At 43.6% G+C, this 18,077-nt stretch carries 18 protein-coding genes; 16 read left to right on the top strand and 2 right to left on the bottom strand.

The features are described 5' to 3' along the window. Window positions 1-10 precede the first annotated feature (10 nt). From grpE to thiI, 7 genes are all read left to right on the top strand, one after another. Window positions 11-640 (top strand): nucleotide exchange factor GrpE, encoded by a 630-nt coding sequence (grpE, locus tag LU279_RS10480; RefSeq protein ID WP_274422457.1) that lies wholly within the window; start codon window positions 11-13, stop codon window positions 638-640. Between the two features lie 128 nt (window positions 641-768). Then, window positions 769-2,649, top strand: a complete 1,881-nt coding sequence (dnaK, locus tag LU279_RS10475) for a molecular chaperone DnaK (RefSeq protein ID WP_274422456.1) — start codon at window positions 769-771, stop codon at window positions 2,647-2,649. Between the two features lie 24 nt (window positions 2,650-2,673). After that, window positions 2,674-3,855, top strand: coding sequence for a molecular chaperone DnaJ (gene dnaJ / locus LU279_RS10470; RefSeq protein ID WP_274422455.1), 1,182 nt, complete (start codon window positions 2,674-2,676; stop codon window positions 3,853-3,855). A 184-nt stretch (window positions 3,856-4,039) separates the two neighbouring features. Then, a complete protein-coding gene (gene prmA / locus LU279_RS10465) occupies window positions 4,040-5,026 on the top strand; it encodes a 50S ribosomal protein L11 methyltransferase (protein WP_274422454.1) in 987 nt (328 codons plus the stop codon). Between the two features lie 3 nt (window positions 5,027-5,029). Further along, window positions 5,030-5,773 carry a 16S rRNA (uracil(1498)-N(3))-methyltransferase gene (locus LU279_RS10460; protein ID WP_274422453.1) on the top strand — a complete coding sequence of 248 codons (744 nt, stop codon included), beginning with the start codon at window positions 5,030-5,032 and terminating at the stop codon, window positions 5,771-5,773. A gap of 51 nt (window positions 5,774-5,824) precedes the next feature. Then, window positions 5,825-6,979, top strand: coding sequence for a cysteine desulfurase family protein (locus LU279_RS10455; RefSeq protein WP_274422452.1), 1,155 nt, complete (start codon window positions 5,825-5,827; stop codon window positions 6,977-6,979). Window positions 6,980-7,001: 22 nt separating this feature from the next. Further along, on the top strand, window positions 7,002-8,183 hold the full coding sequence (gene thiI, locus LU279_RS10450) for a tRNA uracil 4-sulfurtransferase ThiI (RefSeq protein ID WP_022068692.1): 1,182 nt from the start codon (window positions 7,002-7,004) through the stop codon (window positions 8,181-8,183). 131 nt (window positions 8,184-8,314) lie between these two features. Here thiI and LU279_RS10445 read toward each other — a convergent pair whose 3' ends face one another. Beyond that, window positions 8,315-8,551, bottom strand: a complete 237-nt coding sequence (locus tag LU279_RS10445) for an HPr family phosphocarrier protein (protein ID WP_274422451.1) — start codon at window positions 8,549-8,551, stop codon at window positions 8,315-8,317. A 287-nt stretch (window positions 8,552-8,838) separates the two neighbouring features. Between LU279_RS10445 and mtaB the strand changes: the two genes are divergently transcribed. From mtaB to LU279_RS10405, 8 genes are all read left to right on the top strand, one after another. Then, window positions 8,839-10,170 (top strand): tRNA (N(6)-L-threonylcarbamoyladenosine(37)-C(2))-methylthiotransferase MtaB, encoded by a 1,332-nt coding sequence (gene mtaB, locus LU279_RS10440; protein WP_274422450.1) that lies wholly within the window; start codon window positions 8,839-8,841, stop codon window positions 10,168-10,170. Window positions 10,171-10,250: 80 nt separating this feature from the next. Further along, window positions 10,251-10,523: an IreB family regulatory phosphoprotein gene (locus LU279_RS10435; RefSeq protein ID WP_274422449.1), complete on the top strand. Its 273-nt coding sequence runs from the start codon at window positions 10,251-10,253 to the stop codon at window positions 10,521-10,523. Between the two features lies 1 nt (window position 10,524). After that, a complete protein-coding gene (gene ruvX / locus LU279_RS10430; RefSeq protein ID WP_274422448.1) occupies window positions 10,525-10,950 on the top strand; it encodes a Holliday junction resolvase RuvX in 426 nt (141 codons plus the stop codon). Between the two features lie 10 nt (window positions 10,951-10,960). Next, a complete protein-coding gene (locus LU279_RS10425) occupies window positions 10,961-11,218 on the top strand; it encodes a DUF1292 domain-containing protein (protein WP_274422447.1) in 258 nt (85 codons plus the stop codon). 398 nt (window positions 11,219-11,616) lie between these two features. After that, a complete protein-coding gene (locus tag LU279_RS10420; protein WP_274422494.1) occupies window positions 11,617-13,323 on the top strand; it encodes a ribonuclease J in 1,707 nt (568 codons plus the stop codon). A gap of 72 nt (window positions 13,324-13,395) precedes the next feature. Then, on the top strand, window positions 13,396-13,797 hold the full coding sequence (locus tag LU279_RS10415; RefSeq protein WP_274422446.1) for an endolytic transglycosylase MltG: 402 nt from the start codon (window positions 13,396-13,398) through the stop codon (window positions 13,795-13,797). Next, a complete protein-coding gene (locus LU279_RS10410) occupies window positions 13,794-14,474 on the top strand; it encodes an O-methyltransferase (RefSeq protein WP_274422445.1) in 681 nt (226 codons plus the stop codon). The genes LU279_RS10415 and LU279_RS10410 overlap by 4 nt, the downstream gene beginning before the upstream one ends. Further along, window positions 14,471-15,697, top strand: coding sequence for a peptidase U32 family protein (locus LU279_RS10405; protein ID WP_274422444.1), 1,227 nt, complete (start codon window positions 14,471-14,473; stop codon window positions 15,695-15,697). The genes LU279_RS10410 and LU279_RS10405 overlap by 4 nt, the downstream gene beginning before the upstream one ends. A gap of 196 nt (window positions 15,698-15,893) precedes the next feature. Here the strand turns inward: LU279_RS10405 and sigK are convergent, their stop codons facing one another. Next, window positions 15,894-16,535 carry an RNA polymerase sporulation sigma factor SigK gene (gene sigK, locus LU279_RS10400; protein WP_274422443.1) on the bottom strand — a complete coding sequence of 214 codons (642 nt, stop codon included), beginning with the start codon at window positions 16,533-16,535 and terminating at the stop codon, window positions 15,894-15,896. 295 nt (window positions 16,536-16,830) lie between these two features. On the opposite strand from sigK, the gene LU279_RS10395 reads away from it, so the two are divergent. Continuing rightward, window positions 16,831-17,715 carry a ribokinase gene (locus LU279_RS10395; RefSeq protein ID WP_274422442.1) on the top strand — a complete coding sequence of 295 codons (885 nt, stop codon included), beginning with the start codon at window positions 16,831-16,833 and terminating at the stop codon, window positions 17,713-17,715. The last annotated feature ends 362 nt before the right edge of the window (window positions 17,716-18,077 follow it).

Raw genomic sequence — 18,077 nt, 5'->3', positions numbered from 1 at the left:
TAGAGAACGCGTGGCAGAAGAAAAGAAGAACGCAGCTGAAGTACAGGAAGATACAGAAAAAGAAATTTCTGAAAATGAGACTGTAACAGAGGCTCAGGAAGATTCACCGGAAGCCACAGCCGGAGAAGATACCGCAGAGGAAAAAGAAACTTCCGCGGATGAAAAAACAGAAGGAAAAACAAAAACTTCTTTCTTTGGAAAAAAGAAAAAGGATAAAAAAGATCAGCAGATCGAGGAGCTGACTGACCGGCTGAAACGCAGCATGGCAGAGTTTGATAATTTCCGTAAACGTACAGAAAAGGAAAAATCCGGTATGTATGTGATCGGTGCAAAAGAAATTATCGAAAATATGCTTCCGGTAGTGGATAACTTTGAGAGAGGCCTTGCACAGGCACCTGAGGGAGATGCTTTTGCAGACGGTATGAAGATGATCTACAAACAGCTTATGACAACACTTGAGGGACTTGGTGTAGAAGTGATCGAGGCTGTCGGCAAAGAATTTGATCCTGATTTCCATAATGCAGTAATGCATGTGGAAGACGAAGAAGCAGGAGAGAATATGGTTGTGGAAGAACTTCAGAAAGGCTACACTTATAAAGGATTTGTAGTTCGCCACAGTATGGTAAAAGTCGCAAATTAGTTAGGCTAAAAAAGAAAGCAGACACTTGCTTTTCTGGTATGATACCGGTTAGGGTCACCGGATCGGCATCATCAGACGACAATGGATATATAGATAACGCATGAAAATAAATCAGGAGGAAAATTATCATGGGAAAAATTATTGGTATTGACTTAGGTACAACAAACAGTTGTGTAGCAGTTATGGAAGGTGGCCAGCCCACCGTTATCGCAAATACAGAAGGCGCAAGAACAACACCGTCTGTAGTTGCTTTTACAAAAACAGGAGAGCGTTTGGTAGGTGAACCTGCAAAACGTCAGGCAGTTACAAATGCGGAAAAGACAATTTCTTCTATTAAGAGAGAAATGGGTTCTGATTACCGTGTAAATATTGATGACAAAAAATACTCTCCACAGGAAATTTCTGCAATGATTCTTCAGAAGCTGAAAAAAGATGCAGAGGGATATCTTGGCGAGACTGTAACAGAAGCAGTTATCACAGTTCCTGCTTATTTCAATGACGCACAGCGTCAGGCAACCAAGGATGCAGGTAAAATTGCCGGCCTTGATGTAAAACGTATCATCAACGAGCCTACAGCAGCAGCTCTTGCATATGGACTTGACAACGAAAATGAGCAGAAGATCATGGTATACGACCTTGGCGGCGGTACATTTGACGTTTCTGTTATTGAAATCGGTGACGGAGTTATTGAGGTTCTTTCCACAGCAGGAAACAACCGTCTTGGTGGTGATGACTTTGATCAGAAAATCACAGATTACATGCTTGCTGAGTTCAAGAGAACTGAGGGCGTAGATCTTTCCAGTGATAAGATGGCTCTTCAGAGACTGAAAGAAGCTGCTGAGAAAGCTAAAAAAGAACTTTCTTCCGCAACAACTACAAACATTAACCTTCCGTTCATCACTGCAACAGCAGAAGGACCGAAGCATTTTGATATGAACCTGACAAGAGCAAAATTTGATGAGCTCACACATGACCTTGTTGAAAAAACAGCAGAGCCGGTACGCCGCGCACTGTCTGATGCAGGCATTACAGCTTCCGAGCTTGGTCAGGTACTTCTGGTAGGTGGATCTACACGTATTCCGGCAGTACAGGATAAAGTAAAACAGATCACAGGCAAAGAGCCAAGCAAATCTCTGAACCCGGACGAGTGCGTTGCACTTGGAGCTTCTGTACAGGGTGGTAAACTTGCCGGAGATGCAGGCGCAGGAGATATCCTTCTTCTGGATGTTACTCCTCTGTCCCTTTCCATTGAAACAATGGGCGGAGTTGCAACACGTCTGATCGAGAGAAATACAACAATTCCTACAAAGAAGAGCCAGATCTTCTCCACAGCAGCAGACAACCAGACAGCTGTAGATATCAATGTTGTACAGGGTGAGCGTCAGTTTGCAAGAGATAACAAATCCCTTGGCCAGTTCCGTCTGGATGGAATTCCGCCAGCACGTCGTGGCGTTCCGCAGATTGAGGTTACTTTTGATATTGATGCCAACGGTATTGTAAATGTATCTGCAAAAGATCTTGGAACAGGAAAAGAGCAGCACATTACGATTACTGCAGGCTCCAATATGTCTGACTCCGAAATCGACAAAGCTGTAAAAGAAGCAGCAGAATTTGAGGCTCAGGACAAGAAACGTAAAGAGGCAATTGATACAAGAAATAATGCGGATTCCATGGTATTCCAGGTTGAGAATGCTCTGAAAGAAGCAGGCGATAAAATTGATGCAAATGACAAAGCAGCAGTTGAGACAGACCTTAATGCACTGAAAGATCTTCTTGCACAGACTGCAAATGCTGAGATGACAGATGCACAGGTAGCTGATATCAAAGCTGCACAGGAAAAAATGATGGAAAGCGCTCAGAAGCTGTTTGCTAAAATGTATGAGCAGACACAGCAGGGCGGCGGCCAGGCCGGACCGGATATGGGCAACATGGGCGGCGGAGCTTCCCAGGGTGGAAACGAAGCCGGATATGGCGATGATGTAGTAGACGCAGACTATAAAGAAGTCTGATAGAAAGCACAGGAAAGAGAAACGATGGCTGATAAAAGAGATTACTATGAAGTCCTGGGCGTTGCAAAAAATGCCAGTGACGCGGAACTGAAAAAAGCATATCGAAAGTTAGCCAAAAAGTATCACCCGGATGTAAATCCGGGTGATAAAGAAGCAGAGGCAAAATTTAAAGAGGCTACAGAAGCATACGGTATTTTAAGTGATCCGGATAAAAGAAAACAGTACGACCAGTTCGGTCATGCGGCTTTTGAAAATGGCGGCGGCGGTGCCGGAGGATTCGGCGGCTTTGATTTTAACGGCGCTGATATGGGCGATATTTTCGGTGATATTTTCGGTGATCTGTTTGGCGGCGGAAGCAGAAGACGTGCAAACAATGGGCCGATGAGAGGCGCAAACCTTCGCGCAAGAGTGAATATTACTTTTGAGGAGGCAGTGTTTGGCTGTGAAAAAGAACTGGAAATCGTTCTGAAGGATGAATGTGCTGACTGTCACGGAACAGGTGCAAAACCCGGAACTCAGCCTGTAACCTGTCCGAAATGTAACGGAGAGGGACAGATTGTATATACTCAGCAGTCTATGTTCGGCATGGTGCGTAATGTCCAGACCTGTCCGGAATGTGGCGGTACAGGAAAAGTGATCAAAGAGAAATGTACTTCCTGCCGTGGAACCGGATATACATCTTCCAGAAAGAAGATCCAGGTATCCATTCCTGCCGGTATTGATAATGGACAGAGTATTCGTATCCGTGAAAAAGGAGAACCGGGTACAAACGGCGGCCCAAGAGGCGACCTTCTTGTGGAAGTAAATATTGCCCGCCATCCTATTTTCCAGAGACAGGATATGAATATCTTCTCCTCTGCGCCTATTACCTATGCACAGGCAGCTCTCGGCGGAGAAGTTCATATCAACACAGTAGACGGAGATGTTGTCTATGATGTGAAGCCGGGAACTCAGACTGATACCCGTATCCGTCTGAAAGGCAAGGGTGTTCCTTCTCTGAGAAATAAGAATGTCCGTGGAGATCATTATGTGACTCTGGTTGTTCAGGTTCCGACAAATCTTAATGAAGAGGCGAAGGAAGCTCTCCGCAAGTTTGATGAGGCCTGTGGAAACAGACCGGCAGAAACAAACAGCGATGGTACAGAGAAGCATGAAAAAAAGAAAAAAAGCTTTATGGATAAGCTGAAAGAGACTTTTGAGGATTAAGCTTGCTGTGAAGGAAGCGCACAGTAGATTGATAAATCTTTTAAAGAAAAGAGGGAAACCTCTTTTCTTTTTTTGTTCTTTCGTGTATGATAAAGTGCGAGGTAGTATAAGTATAACAAAGTATCAGCCGGAAGACTGGCAGATCATAGAAACATATATTTTATGATAAAACAGGAGATTTGTTATGAAGTGGAAAAAGTTTAAAATAAAAACCAGAACTGAAGCAGAGGATATCATTATCAGTACTTTATATGATATTGGTCTGGAAGGAGCGCAGATTGAGGATAATGTGCCTCTTACTGCACTGGAAAAGGAGCAGATGTTTGTGGATATCCTTCCTCAGATGCAGGAGGATGATGGAACCGCATATCTGAGCTTTTTTGTGGAGGAAACCGAGGACGGAAAGCTTCTGAAAAACGGTCAGGAAACCGATGTAGAATCCATTCTGAAAGAAGTAAAAGAAGAACTGGAAGCTTTAAGATCTTTTCTGGATATCGGAGAGGGCAGCATTGAGGTAGATGAAACAGAGGATATTGACTGGATCAATAACTGGAAACAGTATTTCAAACAGTTTTATGTAGATGATATTCTGATCGTTCCCTCCTGGGAGGAAGTAAAAGCAGAGGATCAGGACAAGATGATCCTTCATATTGACCCGGGAACAGCCTTTGGAACCGGTATGCATGAAACTACTCAGCTTGTGATCCGCCAGCTGAAAAAGTACGTGAAAGAGGGATGTGAACTTCTTGATGTGGGAACAGGAAGCGGTATTCTTGGAATTACAGCTCTGAAACTTGGCGCAGGTCATGTGGTGGGAACAGATCTTGATCTCTGCGCAGTTCCCGCAGTTCAGGAAAACAAAGAAGCAAATCAGATCCCGGATGAATCCTTTGATATGATGATCGGAAATATCATTGATGATGAAGAGGTTCAGGATCAGGTGGGCTATGAGAAATATGATATTGTAGCTGCAAATATTCTTGCAGACGTTCTTGTGCCTCTTACTCCTGTGATCGTTCATCAGATGAAAAAAGGCGCTTACTACATCACCTCCGGTATTCTGGATGTGAAGGAAACGGTTGTGACAGAAGCTGTGAAAAAAGCAGGACTGACTCTTGTGGAGGTTACAAAGCAGGGCGAGTGGGTGTCTGTGACAGCCAGAAAGGACTGATCCATGCAGAGATTTTTTGTGGAGCCGTCCCAGATTGATGAAAGAATGCATCAGATCCATATTACAGGAAGTGATGTGAAGCACATTGTAAACGTGCTGCGGATGAAGACCGGGGAAGAGCTCTGGATTAGTGACGGAGACAAAAAAGAATACCACTGTACCATTGAAGCCATTGATACAGATGAGGTCTGCCTTCACATTCTTTATTCTCAGGAACCGGATTATGAGCTTTCCAGTAAAATTTATCTGTTTCAGGGACTTCCAAAGGCAGATAAAATGGAGCTGATCATCCAGAAAGCTGTGGAACTGGGAGCCTGTCAGGTGATTCCGGTGGAAACCAAACGCAGCGTTGTTCGCCTTGACGGAAAAAAGGCTGCAAAAAAGGTGGAACGGTGGCAGCAGATTGCAGAGAGTGCGGCAAAGCAGTCCAAGCGTATGCTGATTCCTTCAGTTCATCCGGTAATGACTTTTTCAGATGCTCTTGCCTATGCAAAGGAGCTGGATATCCGGCTGATCCCCTATGAGCTTGCGAAGGGAATGACTGAGACAAAAGCTCTTCTGGGTGAAATCCGTCCCGGACAATCCATTGGTATTTTTATCGGTCCGGAGGGCGGATTTGAGGAAAAAGAAATTGAAGCTGCCATTGGCGCAGGTGTTTCCCCCATTACTCTGGGAAAAAGGATTTTGAGAACAGAGACAGCCGGACTTGCGATCCTGTCTGTTCTGATGTTTCAGCTGGAACAGTAAACAGAATACAGCGTCCGGGAGGAAACAGCAGTAAAATAAAGGGAGTTTATCATGGAAGTTTATTTTGATAATTCTGCAACTACCAGATGTTATGATTCGGTAAAAGATATTGTGGTAAAAGCAATGACAGAGGATTTTGGAAATCCATCCGCCATGCATCTGAAGGGTGTGGAAGCAGAAAAATATATTAAGAATTCCGCAGAAAGTCTTGCCCGGCTTCTGAAGGTCCAGGAAAAGGAAATCCTGTTTACTTCAGGTGGAACAGAGTCGGATAATCTGGCTCTGATCGGGGCGGCTATGGCAAATAAACGAAGCGGAAATCATATTATCACCACCTCAGTGGAGCATCCGGCAGTAAGTCAGCCTGCACTGTTTCTTCAGGAGCAGGGCTTTGAGGTAACATACCTTCCGGTGGACAGCCGGGGCGTGGTAAAAGTAGATGCTCTGAAAGCGGTACTCAGGGAAGATACGATTCTGGTATCTGTGATGTATGTAAACAATGAAGTGGGCGCAGTGATGCCGGTGGAGGAGATTGCAGCCCTTGTCCACGAAAAAAGCCCGAAGGCTCTGTTTCATGTGGATGCCATACAGGCTTTTGGAAAATACAGGATCCACCCGAAAAAAATGGGGATCGATCTTCTTTCTGTCAGTGGTCATAAGATTCACGGACCAAAGGGCGTGGGATTTCTTTACATTAATGAAAAAGCAAAGATCCAGCCTCAGATCCTGGGAGGCGGACAGCAGGGAGGGATGCGTTCCGGAACAGACAATGTGCCGGGAATTGCAGGACTTGGTACTGCTGCCGTGGAAATTTATCAAAACCTGGAAGAAAATGTGGAAAACATGTATCGGCTCAAGGAACACATTGTGCAGGGACTTGAAAAGATCGGGGATATCCGTATTAACGGAATGGAGCTGCGAGAAGGTGCGCCTCAGATTTTAAGCATCAGTGTTATGGGTGTGCGAAGCGAAGTGCTTCTTCATTCTCTGGAGGAAAGAGGTATTTACGTTTCTGCAGGAAGTGCCTGCTCCAGCCATAAACGCAAGCCAAGTGCCACACTGTCAGCAATGGGAATGTCAAGAGATCAGATTGAAAGCACTGTGCGCTTAAGCTTTTGCGAGGAAAACACCATAGAAGAGGCAGATTATTTTCTTCAGGTTATGGGAGAACTGGTACCCATGCTGAGAAGATATTCAAGAAGGTAAAAGATACAAAAGGAGAATATTTATGATATTTCATGCATTTCTGATTAAGTATGCGGAAATTGCTATTAAGGGCAAAAACAGGTATCTTTTTGAGGATGCGCTGGTAAAACAGATGCGCCTTGCTCTGGAACCTGTAGAAGGAGATTTCCGCGTGATCAAGGAGCAGGGACGCGTTTATGTACTCTGCCCGGAGGAATATGATTTTGATGAGGCAGTAGAAGCCCTGCAGAGAGTTTTTGGTATTGTAGGAATCAGCCCGGTTGTGATCTATGAGGATCAGGGCTTTGAACAGATGGGAAAAGATGTTGTAAGCTATATGAAGGCAAGATACCCGGAATTTTCCGGAACCTTCAAGGTTTACACAAGAAGAGCCAGAAAATCCTATCCTATTAATTCCATGGAAGTCAGTGCAAGCCTTGGCGGTCTGATCCTGGATGCTTTTCCGGAAGCGTCTGTAGATGTTCATAATCCTCAGCTTACTCTTTCTGTAGAGATCAGGGAAAAGATTTACGTTTATTCAGAGACTATTCCGGGGCCGGGAGGAATGCCGGTTGGAACAAACGGAAAGGCAATGCTGCTTCTTTCCGGTGGAATTGACAGTCCGGTTGCCGGCTACATGATCGCCAAAAGAGGTGTGAAGATTGACGCGGTTTATTTCCATGCGCCGCCTTATACCAGTGAGCGAGCAAAACAGAAGGTTGTAGATCTGGCAAAGCTTGTGGCTCGCTACAGTGGCCCGATCCGTCTTCATGTGGTAAACTTTACCGATATCCAGCTTTATATTTATGACCAGTGTCCTCATGAAGAACTGACCATTATTATGCGCCGTTATATGATGCGTATTGCAGAGCATTTTGCAAAGAAATGCGGCTGCCTTGGACTGATCACAGGAGAGAGCATCGGACAGGTTGCAAGCCAGACTTTACAGAGCCTTGCGGCTACCAATGAGGTGTGTACCCTTCCTGTTTATCGTCCGGTAATCGGCTTTGACAAGCAGGAGATTGTGGAAATTTCCAGAAAGATTGATACTTTTGAGACTTCTATCCAGCCCTTTGAGGACTGCTGCACGATTTTTGTGGCAAAACATCCGGTAACGAAACCGAATCTGAACGTGATCCACAGATCTGAGACAAAACTGGAAGAAAAAATCGACCAGCTGATGGAAGAGGCTCTTTCTACAGTAGAAGTGATTGAGATCAACTGACAGAGTTATCAGAAATAGGAAACAGGCAAAAAATATCCGGCGGACATATGGAAAATTTCCAAAGTGTACCGCCGGAATACATACAATATAATAGATGACTAAATTTAGCCTATTACACAGGATTGCTGATATTACTCGATCACATATGCCTGAACAACTGCAAGGATAGCATCCAGAGTTGCTCCTTCAGCATGGATATTCAGGTTGATCGGCTTGGAAAGATCCAGGCTGAAGATTCCCATGATAGATTTTGCGTCAATAACATATCTTCCGGATACAAGATCAAAATCACAGTCAAATTTACTGATTTCATTTACAAATGCTTTCACTTTATCAATGGAGTTCAGTGAGATTTTTAATGTTTTCATTACGATATAACCTCCCTAAAAATTATTGTATTTACAACTTTTATCTTATACGTCCCCTGATAAAAAGTCAAGGGAAAAGCTATTAAATTTCCATGAAATAACAGGAACCGAGTTACTGTTCGCAATCTTCACAGTAGCCTGGTCAAAATGCACTCCAAAGCACCTTTGGTGATGGCATTTTGCCATGTATATCCCGGGATTTTTGCATATATGCCAAAGCACCTTACGGGAAAATAACCTGTGTACAGTAACAGAATCAATTTATATCAGAAAAGGAATGAATATATATGAGTAAAAAAGTTGCGCTTCATAATCTGGGATGTAAGGTAAATGCCTATGAGGTAGAGGCAATGCAGCAGCTTCTGGAACAGGCCGGGTATGAAATTGTCCCTTTCCAGGAGGGGGCGGATGTGTATCTGATCAATACCTGCACGGTAACTAATATTGCGGACCGGAAATCACGACAGATGCTCCATAAGGCAAAAAAAATGAACCCGGAAGCCATTGTTGTTGCTACCGGCTGTTATGCCCAGACGGATACAGAAAAATTAAAGGAGGACTCATCTGTAGATCTGATTCTTGGAAATAATCAGAAAAACAGGATTGTTGAGGCCCTTGCTGAATATGAAAAAGAACACGCAAAAAAAGCCTGCGTGATTGAGATAAATAAAACAAAAGAATATGAGGAGCTTTCCATTGACCATACGGCAGAGCACGTAAGGGCTTATATTAAAGTCCAGGATGGCTGCAACCAGTTTTGTACCTACTGTATTATTCCCTATGCAAGAGGAAGAGTGCGAAGCAGGAAGATACAGGAAATTTTGGAAGAAGTAAAGGCGCTTGCGGCAAAGGGCTATAAGGAAGTGGTCCTTACAGGAATTCATCTGAGTTCTTACGGTATTGATTTTAAAGAAGAGGAAGAAAAGCAGACGCTTCTTTCATTGATTCAGGCTGTGCACAGTGTGGAAGGTATTGAAAGAATCCGTCTGGGATCTCTGGAACCCCGGATCATTACCCGGGAATTTATGGAGGGTATTTCAGGACTTTCCAAGGTATGCCCTCACTTCCATCTTTCTCTGCAGAGCGGCTGCCAGAAAACTCTGAAAAATATGAACCGCAGATATACCGCTGAGGAATATGCGCAGAAATGCAGTCTGATCCGTGAGTATTATCCGGCTCCTGCCCTGACAACAGATGTGATCGTGGGATTTCCCATGGAGAGCGAAGAAGATTTTGAGGAATCTTTTGAATTTGTAAAAAATATTCATTTTTATGAGACACATATTTTTAAATATTCCAGACGTCAGGGGACAAAAGCGGCAGCAATGGACGGGCAGATTACAGAGGCTGTTAAATCCGTGCGGAGTGAAAAAATGCTGGAACTTCACAGGAAACGCGCCCATGAATACGAAGAGTCTATGATAGGAAAAAATCTGGAGATTCTTCTGGAAGAGGAAGTAGAAATCCAGGGGAAAGCATATTATCTGGGGCACAGCCGGGAATATGTGAAGGTAGCTGTGGAAAAAACAGAAGGCCTTAAAGTTAATGATCTTCTGACAGTGAAAACTACCGGATTTACAGACGGGCATATTTTGAGCGGTGAACGGAGTGAACAGTAACCCGGTACAAAACTCTCCTTGTATTTTGGAGTGAATTATATTAAAATAGAAAAGAAATAATAGTAAGGACGTGAGAGAAAATGACAGAAAACAATTTGGGAAATACACAGTATTTCAGGACAAAGCCGGATCAGGAACTGGAAGTAAAAGAGGTTCTGGATCTGGTGTATAACGCAATGGACGAAAAAGGATATAATCCGGTGAATCAGATCGTTGGTTATATCATGTCCGGTGACCCCACCTATATCACCAGCCATAAAGGTGCAAGAAGCATGATCATGAAGGTTGAGAGAGATGAACTGGTAGAGGAGCTTCTGAACGAGTATATTAAGAATCGCTCCTGGGAACGTTGATATGCGTATACTTGGATTGGATTACGGATCAAAGACCGTAGGAGTGGCAGTCAGTGATCCTCTGGGGCTGACTGCCCAGAAAGTAGAAACCATATGGAGAAAGCAGGAAAACAAGCTTCGCAGGACACTTGCGCGTATTGAAGAGCTGATAGCTGAGTATGGTGTGGAAAAAATTGTTGTGGGACTTCCGAAGAATATGAACAATACACTTGGAGAGCGGGCAGAAAAATCTCTGGAATTTAAAGAAATGCTGGAGAAAAGAACGGGACTGCCTGTGGAGATGTGGGACGAACGTCTGACGACAATGGAGGCGAACCGTGTTCTCATGGAGGGCGGAGTACGCCGTGAAGACAGAAAGGAACATCTGGATTCCCTGGCAGCAGTGTTGATCCTGCAGGGATATCTGGATTGTTCAGCAAACAGATAAGGACAGCAGTATGAAAAAAATAAAATTTCAGACCCCGGAAGGGACAACAGAAGAGTTTTATGTAGAGGAACAGACAATGATAGGAGGCAGATCCTATCTTCTGGTATCAGATTCTCTGGATGATGAGGCATCTGCGTATATTCTGAAAGACTGTTCTTCTCAGGACAGCCCGGAAGCCTGCTACGAAATGGTGGAAAACGAAGAAGAACTGCAGGCTGTTTATAAGGTTTTTGAACAGATGCTGGATGATGTGGATCTGGAAATATAGGATTTTCGGACTGGAACGGACTATAAACTCAGGCACTGTATTTTTAAATTACGAAAATGAAATCAGAATAAGCGAAATTTGACGGATGATGAAGGAATGCCACCGGCATTCCTGAGTTGTCGTGCGGAAATTTGCACATGAAAATGGAGGTGCATTATTTGAACAGTGATAATAACAATACAAAAAAAGAAACAGATGAAAGACAGAGAAGAAACGGCAGCTATGGAAAAAATGCCGGTTACAATACAAGAAAACAGGTAAACAGATCAAAAAATAATAAATACAGACCTCAGGCAAAGCAGAACAGCAGATATCAGGAAAAATCTGCGGAGAGAAGTCCCGAAAAGAATCAGGCCAGACAGCAGAAGCCTGTAATAAAAAACTCTTCCAGAAATTCCATGAATAAAAATACCGGAAGAAATTTTCAGAAACAGGGACGCAGAGGACGGAGAAGCAGTGAACGCCTGAAAATCATTCCTCTTGGCGGTCTGGAACAGATTGGAATGAATATTACAGCTTTTGAGTACGGAGACAGTATAGTAGTAGTGGACTGTGGTCTGTCTTTCCCGGAAGATGATATGCTTGGTATTGACCTTGTGATTCCGGATGTAACCTATCTGAGAGACAATATCACAAAGGTCAAGGGATTTGTGATCACTCACGGACATGAGGATCATATCGGAGCCCTTCCTTATGTTTTAAAAGACGTAAACGTTCCTATCTATTCTACAAAACTGACGCTGGGACTGATCAACAATAAGCTGAAAGAGCATAATCTTGTCCGTTCCACAAAGCTGAAAGAAGTGAAGCATGGACAGGTGATCAACCTGGGAGATTTTTCGATTGAGTTTATTAAGACAAACCACAGTATTCAGGATGCTTCCGCGCTGGCAATCTATTCACCTGCGGGAATTGTTGTCCATACAGGCGACTTTAAGGTGGATTACACACCGGTATTTGGTGATGCAATTGACCTTCAGCGTTTTGCAGAGATTGGAAGAAAAGGCGTGCTTGCTCTGATGTGCGACAGTACAAATGCAGAACGTCCGGGCTTTACCATGTCTGAACGTACCGTAGGTAAAGTTTTTGACAATCTGTTTAATGAATTCCATTCCAGCAGGATCATTATTGCAACCTTTGCCTCAAATGTAGACCGTGTTCAGCAGATCATCAATACTGCATACCGCTTTGGCAGAAAGGTAGCCGTAGAAGGCCGCAGTATGGTTAATGTAATTTCAACAGCTTCAGAGCTGGGATATCTGCGGATTCCGGAAAATACTCTGATCGAGATCGACCAGGTAAAAGACTATCCGGATGACAAGGTAGTTCTGATCACAACAGGAAGTCAGGGAGAATCTATGGCTGCTCTGTCAAGAATGGCTGCTAATATCCACAAAAAAATAACCATTAAGCCAAACGACACTATCATCTTCAGTTCAAACCCGATCCCGGGAAATGAAAAAGCAGTATCCAAGGTGATTAACGAGCTGTATATGAAAGGCGCCAAGGTTATTTTCCAGGATGCCCATGTATCAGGACATGCATGCCAGGAAGAAATCAAGCTGATCTATTCTCTGGTCCGCCCAAAATATGCGATTCCGGTTCATGGAGAATACCGTCATCTGACTGCTCAGAAGCACATTGCCGAAGAGCTTGGAATCCCAAAAGAAAACATCTTTATTCTTGCATCGGGAAATGTTCTGGAAGTGGATGAGAACAGCGCCCAGATAACAGGAAATGTCCAGACAGGAGCAATCCTGGTAGATGGACTTGGAGTTGGCGATGTGGGAAATATTGTGCTCAGAGACCGGCAGCATCTGGCTGAGGACGGAATTATGATCGTGGTCATGACACTGGAACGTCACAGCAATGTAGTTCTTGCAGGACCGGATATTGTTTCCAGAGGTTTTGTGTATGTTCGTGAATCAGAAGATTTGATGGGACATGCCAGAGAAGTAGTAGAGCAGGCTCTGGATTCCTGTATGGACAGGAATATTACAGACTGGGGCAAGATCAAGCTTGTTGTCAAGGATGCGGTAGGCGACTATCTGTGGAAACGCACAAAGAGAAGACCGATGATCCTTCCGATCATCATGGAAGCATAACTGGACTGGATAACAGAATGGAATGGATGATATTCCGCTGCTCTGAAACGGGCGGACAGTAAGGAGGATAACATGGGAGACACAAGAGACCGGGTAGGAAATGCGGGAGTGATCGTTGCAGGCGGTGCTTTTAAAATTGCACTTTATGTCTGTATTGTTGTTCTGATCATCTGGCTGGGAAGACTGTCTTATCAATTTGGACATGATATTTTTGACCAACAGCCCATGAGCCCTGGAGAAGGACAGGAGATTACTGTTGTAGTCAAAGAGGATGATTCTGTGTATGACATTGCAAAGACGTTGGAGAACAAGGGGCTTGTGGAGGATGCAAAGGTGTTCTGGATTCAGGAAAAACTGTCCAATTATAAAGGACAGATGAAGCCGGGAACTTATCTTCTGAGTACTGCTTATGAACCTTCAAGACTTCTTGCAATCATGGCAGGAGATGCCGAGCAGGAGGGCGCGGACTCGTGATCGTAGAAGAGAGAATGAGAACCTACATTAATTCTCTGGATATGGGAAACACAGATTTTCTGGAAAATCTGGAAAAGGATGCTCTGTCATCCGGAGTTCCCATTATCCGGAGAGAAATGCAGAGTTTTATAAAGGTGCTTCTGGCTGTAAAAAAGCCGGAGCGCATTCTGGAAGTGGGGACAGCCGTAGGCTTCTCCACACTTCTTATGTGTGAATATGGACCTGAGAAGCTTCAGGTTACAACAATTGAAAATTATGAAAAAAGAATTCCCATTGCCAGAGAAAATTTTGCAAAGGCAGGACGGAGCGGGCAGATCACTCTTCTGGAGGGAGATGCAGGACAGATTCTCCGGGAACTGGAACCTGGCTTTGATCTGATTTTTATGGATGCAGCAAAGGGACAGTATATTCACTGGCTGGAGGATGCAGTACGCCTTTTGAATCCTGATGGGATCCTTCTTTCAGATAATGTACTGCAGGAGGGCGAGCTAATTGAATCTCATTATCTGGTAGAGCGGAGAAACAGAACCATTTACAAAAGAATGAGGGATTATCTTTATGCTCTGAAACATGATGAACGGCTTCTGACCAGTATTCTTCCTCTGGGAGACGGAGCTGCCCTCAGCATTAAACAGCCGTTTGGACGGGAAACATCCCATAATAAGGAGAAGATATGAGAAAAATAGAATTACTGGTACCTGCCAGCAGTCTGGAAGTTCTGAAGATTGCCGTAGTATTTGGGGCAGATGCTGTTTATATTGGCGGAGAGGCATTTGGCCTTCGCGCGAAAGCAAAAAACTTTTCCAGAGAAGATATGGCAGAAGGAATTGCTTTTGCCCATGAGCATGGCGTAAAGGTTTACGTGACAGTAAATATTCTTGCTCATAATGATGATCTTTCAGGTGTCCGGGAGTACCTTCAGGAGTTGAAGGAGCTGAAACCGGATGCACTGATCATTGCAGATCCGGGAATTTTTACTTATGCAAAGGAAATCTGCCCGGAGATCGAATGTCATATCAGTACCCAGGCAAATAACACCAATTATGAAACCTATCGATTCTGGTATCAGCTGGGGGCAAAACGTGTGGTAACTGCCAGAGAGCTGTCCCTGGAAGAGATCAGAGAGATCAGAGCGCATATCCCTGAGGATATGGAAATAGAAACATTCATTCACGGGGCTATGTGTATTTCCTATTCAGGCCGTTGCCTTCTTAGTAATTATCTGGTGGGAAGAGATGCCAATCGGGGCGCATGTACTCATCCGTGCAGATGGAAATATTCCATTGTGGAAGAAAAAAGGCCAGGGGAGTATATGCCGGTTTTTGAAAATGAGAGAGGCACATACATTTTTAACTCCAAAGATCTGTGCATGATCGAGCATATGGATGATGTTCTTACAAGCGGAATTGACAGCCTGAAAATTGAAGGCCGTATGAAAACTGCTTTGTATGTGGCAACTGTTGCCAGAACTTACAGAAAGGCCATTGACGATTATATGGAATCTCCGGAAAAATACCAGGAGAATATGGAATGGTATAAAGAGCAGATTTCAAACTGCACATACCGCCAGTTTACTACGGGATTTTTCTATGGAAAACCGGATGAGAATACACAGATTTATGATAACAACACTTATGTAAAAGAATATACCTATCTGGGATATGCTGAGGAGGTTGACGAAAAAGGTCTGGTTCACATTACTCAGAGAAATAAGTTCAGTGTTGGAGAAACCATTGAGGTCATGAAGCCGGACGGAAGAAATCTGACGGTTACAGTTCAGGCTATTTATGACGAGACAGGAGCTGCGGTAGAAAGCGCTCCTCATCCACAGCAGAAGCTTGCAGTAGATCTGGGGGCAGAAGTGGAAAAATATGATCTGCTCAGAAGGGCAGAGGCATAAAACTTTACGCTGGAATAAAAGAAAATCCAGGGTTGAAGAAGCCCTGAAATTCCATAAGAAAAGACAGATAAAATACCAACAAAAAATACAGGAACAGCCAAAATCAGGCGGTTCCTGTATTTTTTATGGTGCGATAGGATAACGATTGATACCTTCACCGGAGAAAGCCGGGAAATGTCGGGCGTTGTACAGAGATTCAACTGCGATTTTCCGGTTTCTCGTCAAAAAGACAGCGGAGTTTTTTGAGGGCGTTTTTTTCAATGCGGGAAACATAGGAACGGCTGATAGAAAGCTTCTGTGCAATCGTTTTCTGAGTTTCCTCAGAAGCTCCGAACAAACCGTAGCGAAGGCAGATGACCTGGTATTCTCTGGGAGTTAGAGCAGTTTTTAGGGAAGTGATAAGATGATGGATATCCTGTCGTGTGGCATATTGCTCCACAATGTCTATAGGAGGACTCTCAATGATATCCAGAAGACTGATCTCATTTCCTTCTCTGTCTGTTCCAATGGGGTCGTACAGAAAAATTTCCCGGGAACGTTTTTTTCTGGAACGGAGCATCATCAGAAGCTCATTATCAATGCAGCGCGCCGCATAGGTGGAAAGACGCGTGGATTTTTCCGCATCAAAGGTGCTGATCGCCTTTATCAGACCAATGGTTCCGATGGAGATAAGGTCTTCAGGATCTTCACCGGAACCCTGATATTTTTTTACTACGTGGGCTACAAGGCGGAGATTATGCTCGATCAGGATATTTTTTGCTTCCAAATCACCCTCCCGGTAACGCTGAAGATATAACTTTTCCTCGGCAGATGTCAAAGGTTTTAAAAAGGTCTTCAAGTCTTCACCTCAAAGGGGATTTATTTACAGCTTATGCGCAGGACAGGCTTTTCGTGCTTTTCCAACGAAAAGAAACAGGGGATAGACGAAATGGATATGAAGATACGGTGGGACTGCTTTGCATAAGGTTTACAAATGTTGTGATAAATTGAAGAATTAATACGATATACGGTTCTTGACTGCGCAAAAAACCAAAGTTATACTATAAGAAAAGGAGTCTGGGGAGATTGACATTATATTTCAATCTTATACTAAGAGTGGGTGCTGCATTTTCTGTATAAAAGGAGGGCATATCATGAAAGTTCTAAACTTTGGTTCTTTAAATCTTGATTATGTTTATCAGGTAGAGTCTATTTTGATACCAGGGGAAACCCAGGCGTCAAAGGACAGGAAGATATTTTGTGGCGGTAAAGGCCTGAACCAGTCTATTGCTTTGGCAAAAGCCGGAATTTCTGTATTCCATGCTGGAATGATTGGAGAAGAAGGGGATATTCTTTTGGAAACCTGCAGGAAAAATGGGGTAAATACAGATTTTATCAGGAAAATCCAGGAACCCAGCGGACATACTGTGATTCAGGTAGATAAAGACGGGCAGAATTGTATTCTTCTTTTTGGCGGATCCAACCGCAGAATTACCAGAGAGTTTGTGGATGAAGTTCTTTCAGCTTTTGAAAAAGGAGATATTCTTCTTTTACAGAATGAGATCAATGAGTTGGATTATATTATTGATCAGGCTTATGAAAAAGGGATGATGATTATCTTGAATCCATCTCCCTATGATAAAGCGCTGGAAGTGTGTGATCTTACAAAAGTAGGTCTGTTTCTGGTAAATGAAATTGAGGGATTTCAGATTACAGGAGAAAAAGAGACTGAGAAGATTCTGGCAAAAATCAGAGAACTGTACCCAAAAGCGGCAATCGTGCTTACTCTTGGGGGAGATGGATCTGTTTATCAGGATGAAACAGGGATTTATCGCCAGGGTATTTATAAGGTAAAAGCTGTGGATACCACTGCGGCAGGAGATACGTTTACAGGATATTTCATTTCTTCTATTATCAATGGAATGCCGGTTCAGGAGGGACTTCAGCTTGCGGCTAAGGCTTCCGCTATTGCTGTTTCCAGACCGGGTGCAACTGACTCTATCCCCCTGAGAGAAGAGGTAGTGAACAGTGGGATGTAAATCAATGTCGATGATTAGGAAAATCAAGATTACTATAACTTCAGCTGAATTCAGAAGTATCATTTTTAATATAGTATAGGAGTTTCATAATTACACACAAAGGAAAATGCCAGGCGCAGGAGAGTTTGATACTTTCTTGCGCCTGTTCCCATAGTAGTGTATAATGTGACATATCGGAAGAAAAATGAGCACGAGCGGAGCGAGTATTCATTTTTACCGATATGTCATCGACGGAATCGTGAATCGAAGCAGATAGATTCCGGAGAGAAAATACAAAGTATTTTATCGAGTTGAAAACGCGAAGCGAGCATTCATTTTTGAGCGATATATATAAACGCATTATAGATAAAAGGAAAAAAAGG

The organism is Blautia sp. XA-2221, assembly GCF_028767025.1.
In the GTDB taxonomy this organism is placed as follows: domain Bacteria; phylum Bacillota; class Clostridia; order Lachnospirales; family Lachnospiraceae; genus Blautia_A.
Note: the sequence above shows the minus strand (reverse complement) of the source record. Positions and strands in the feature narration are given on the sequence as shown.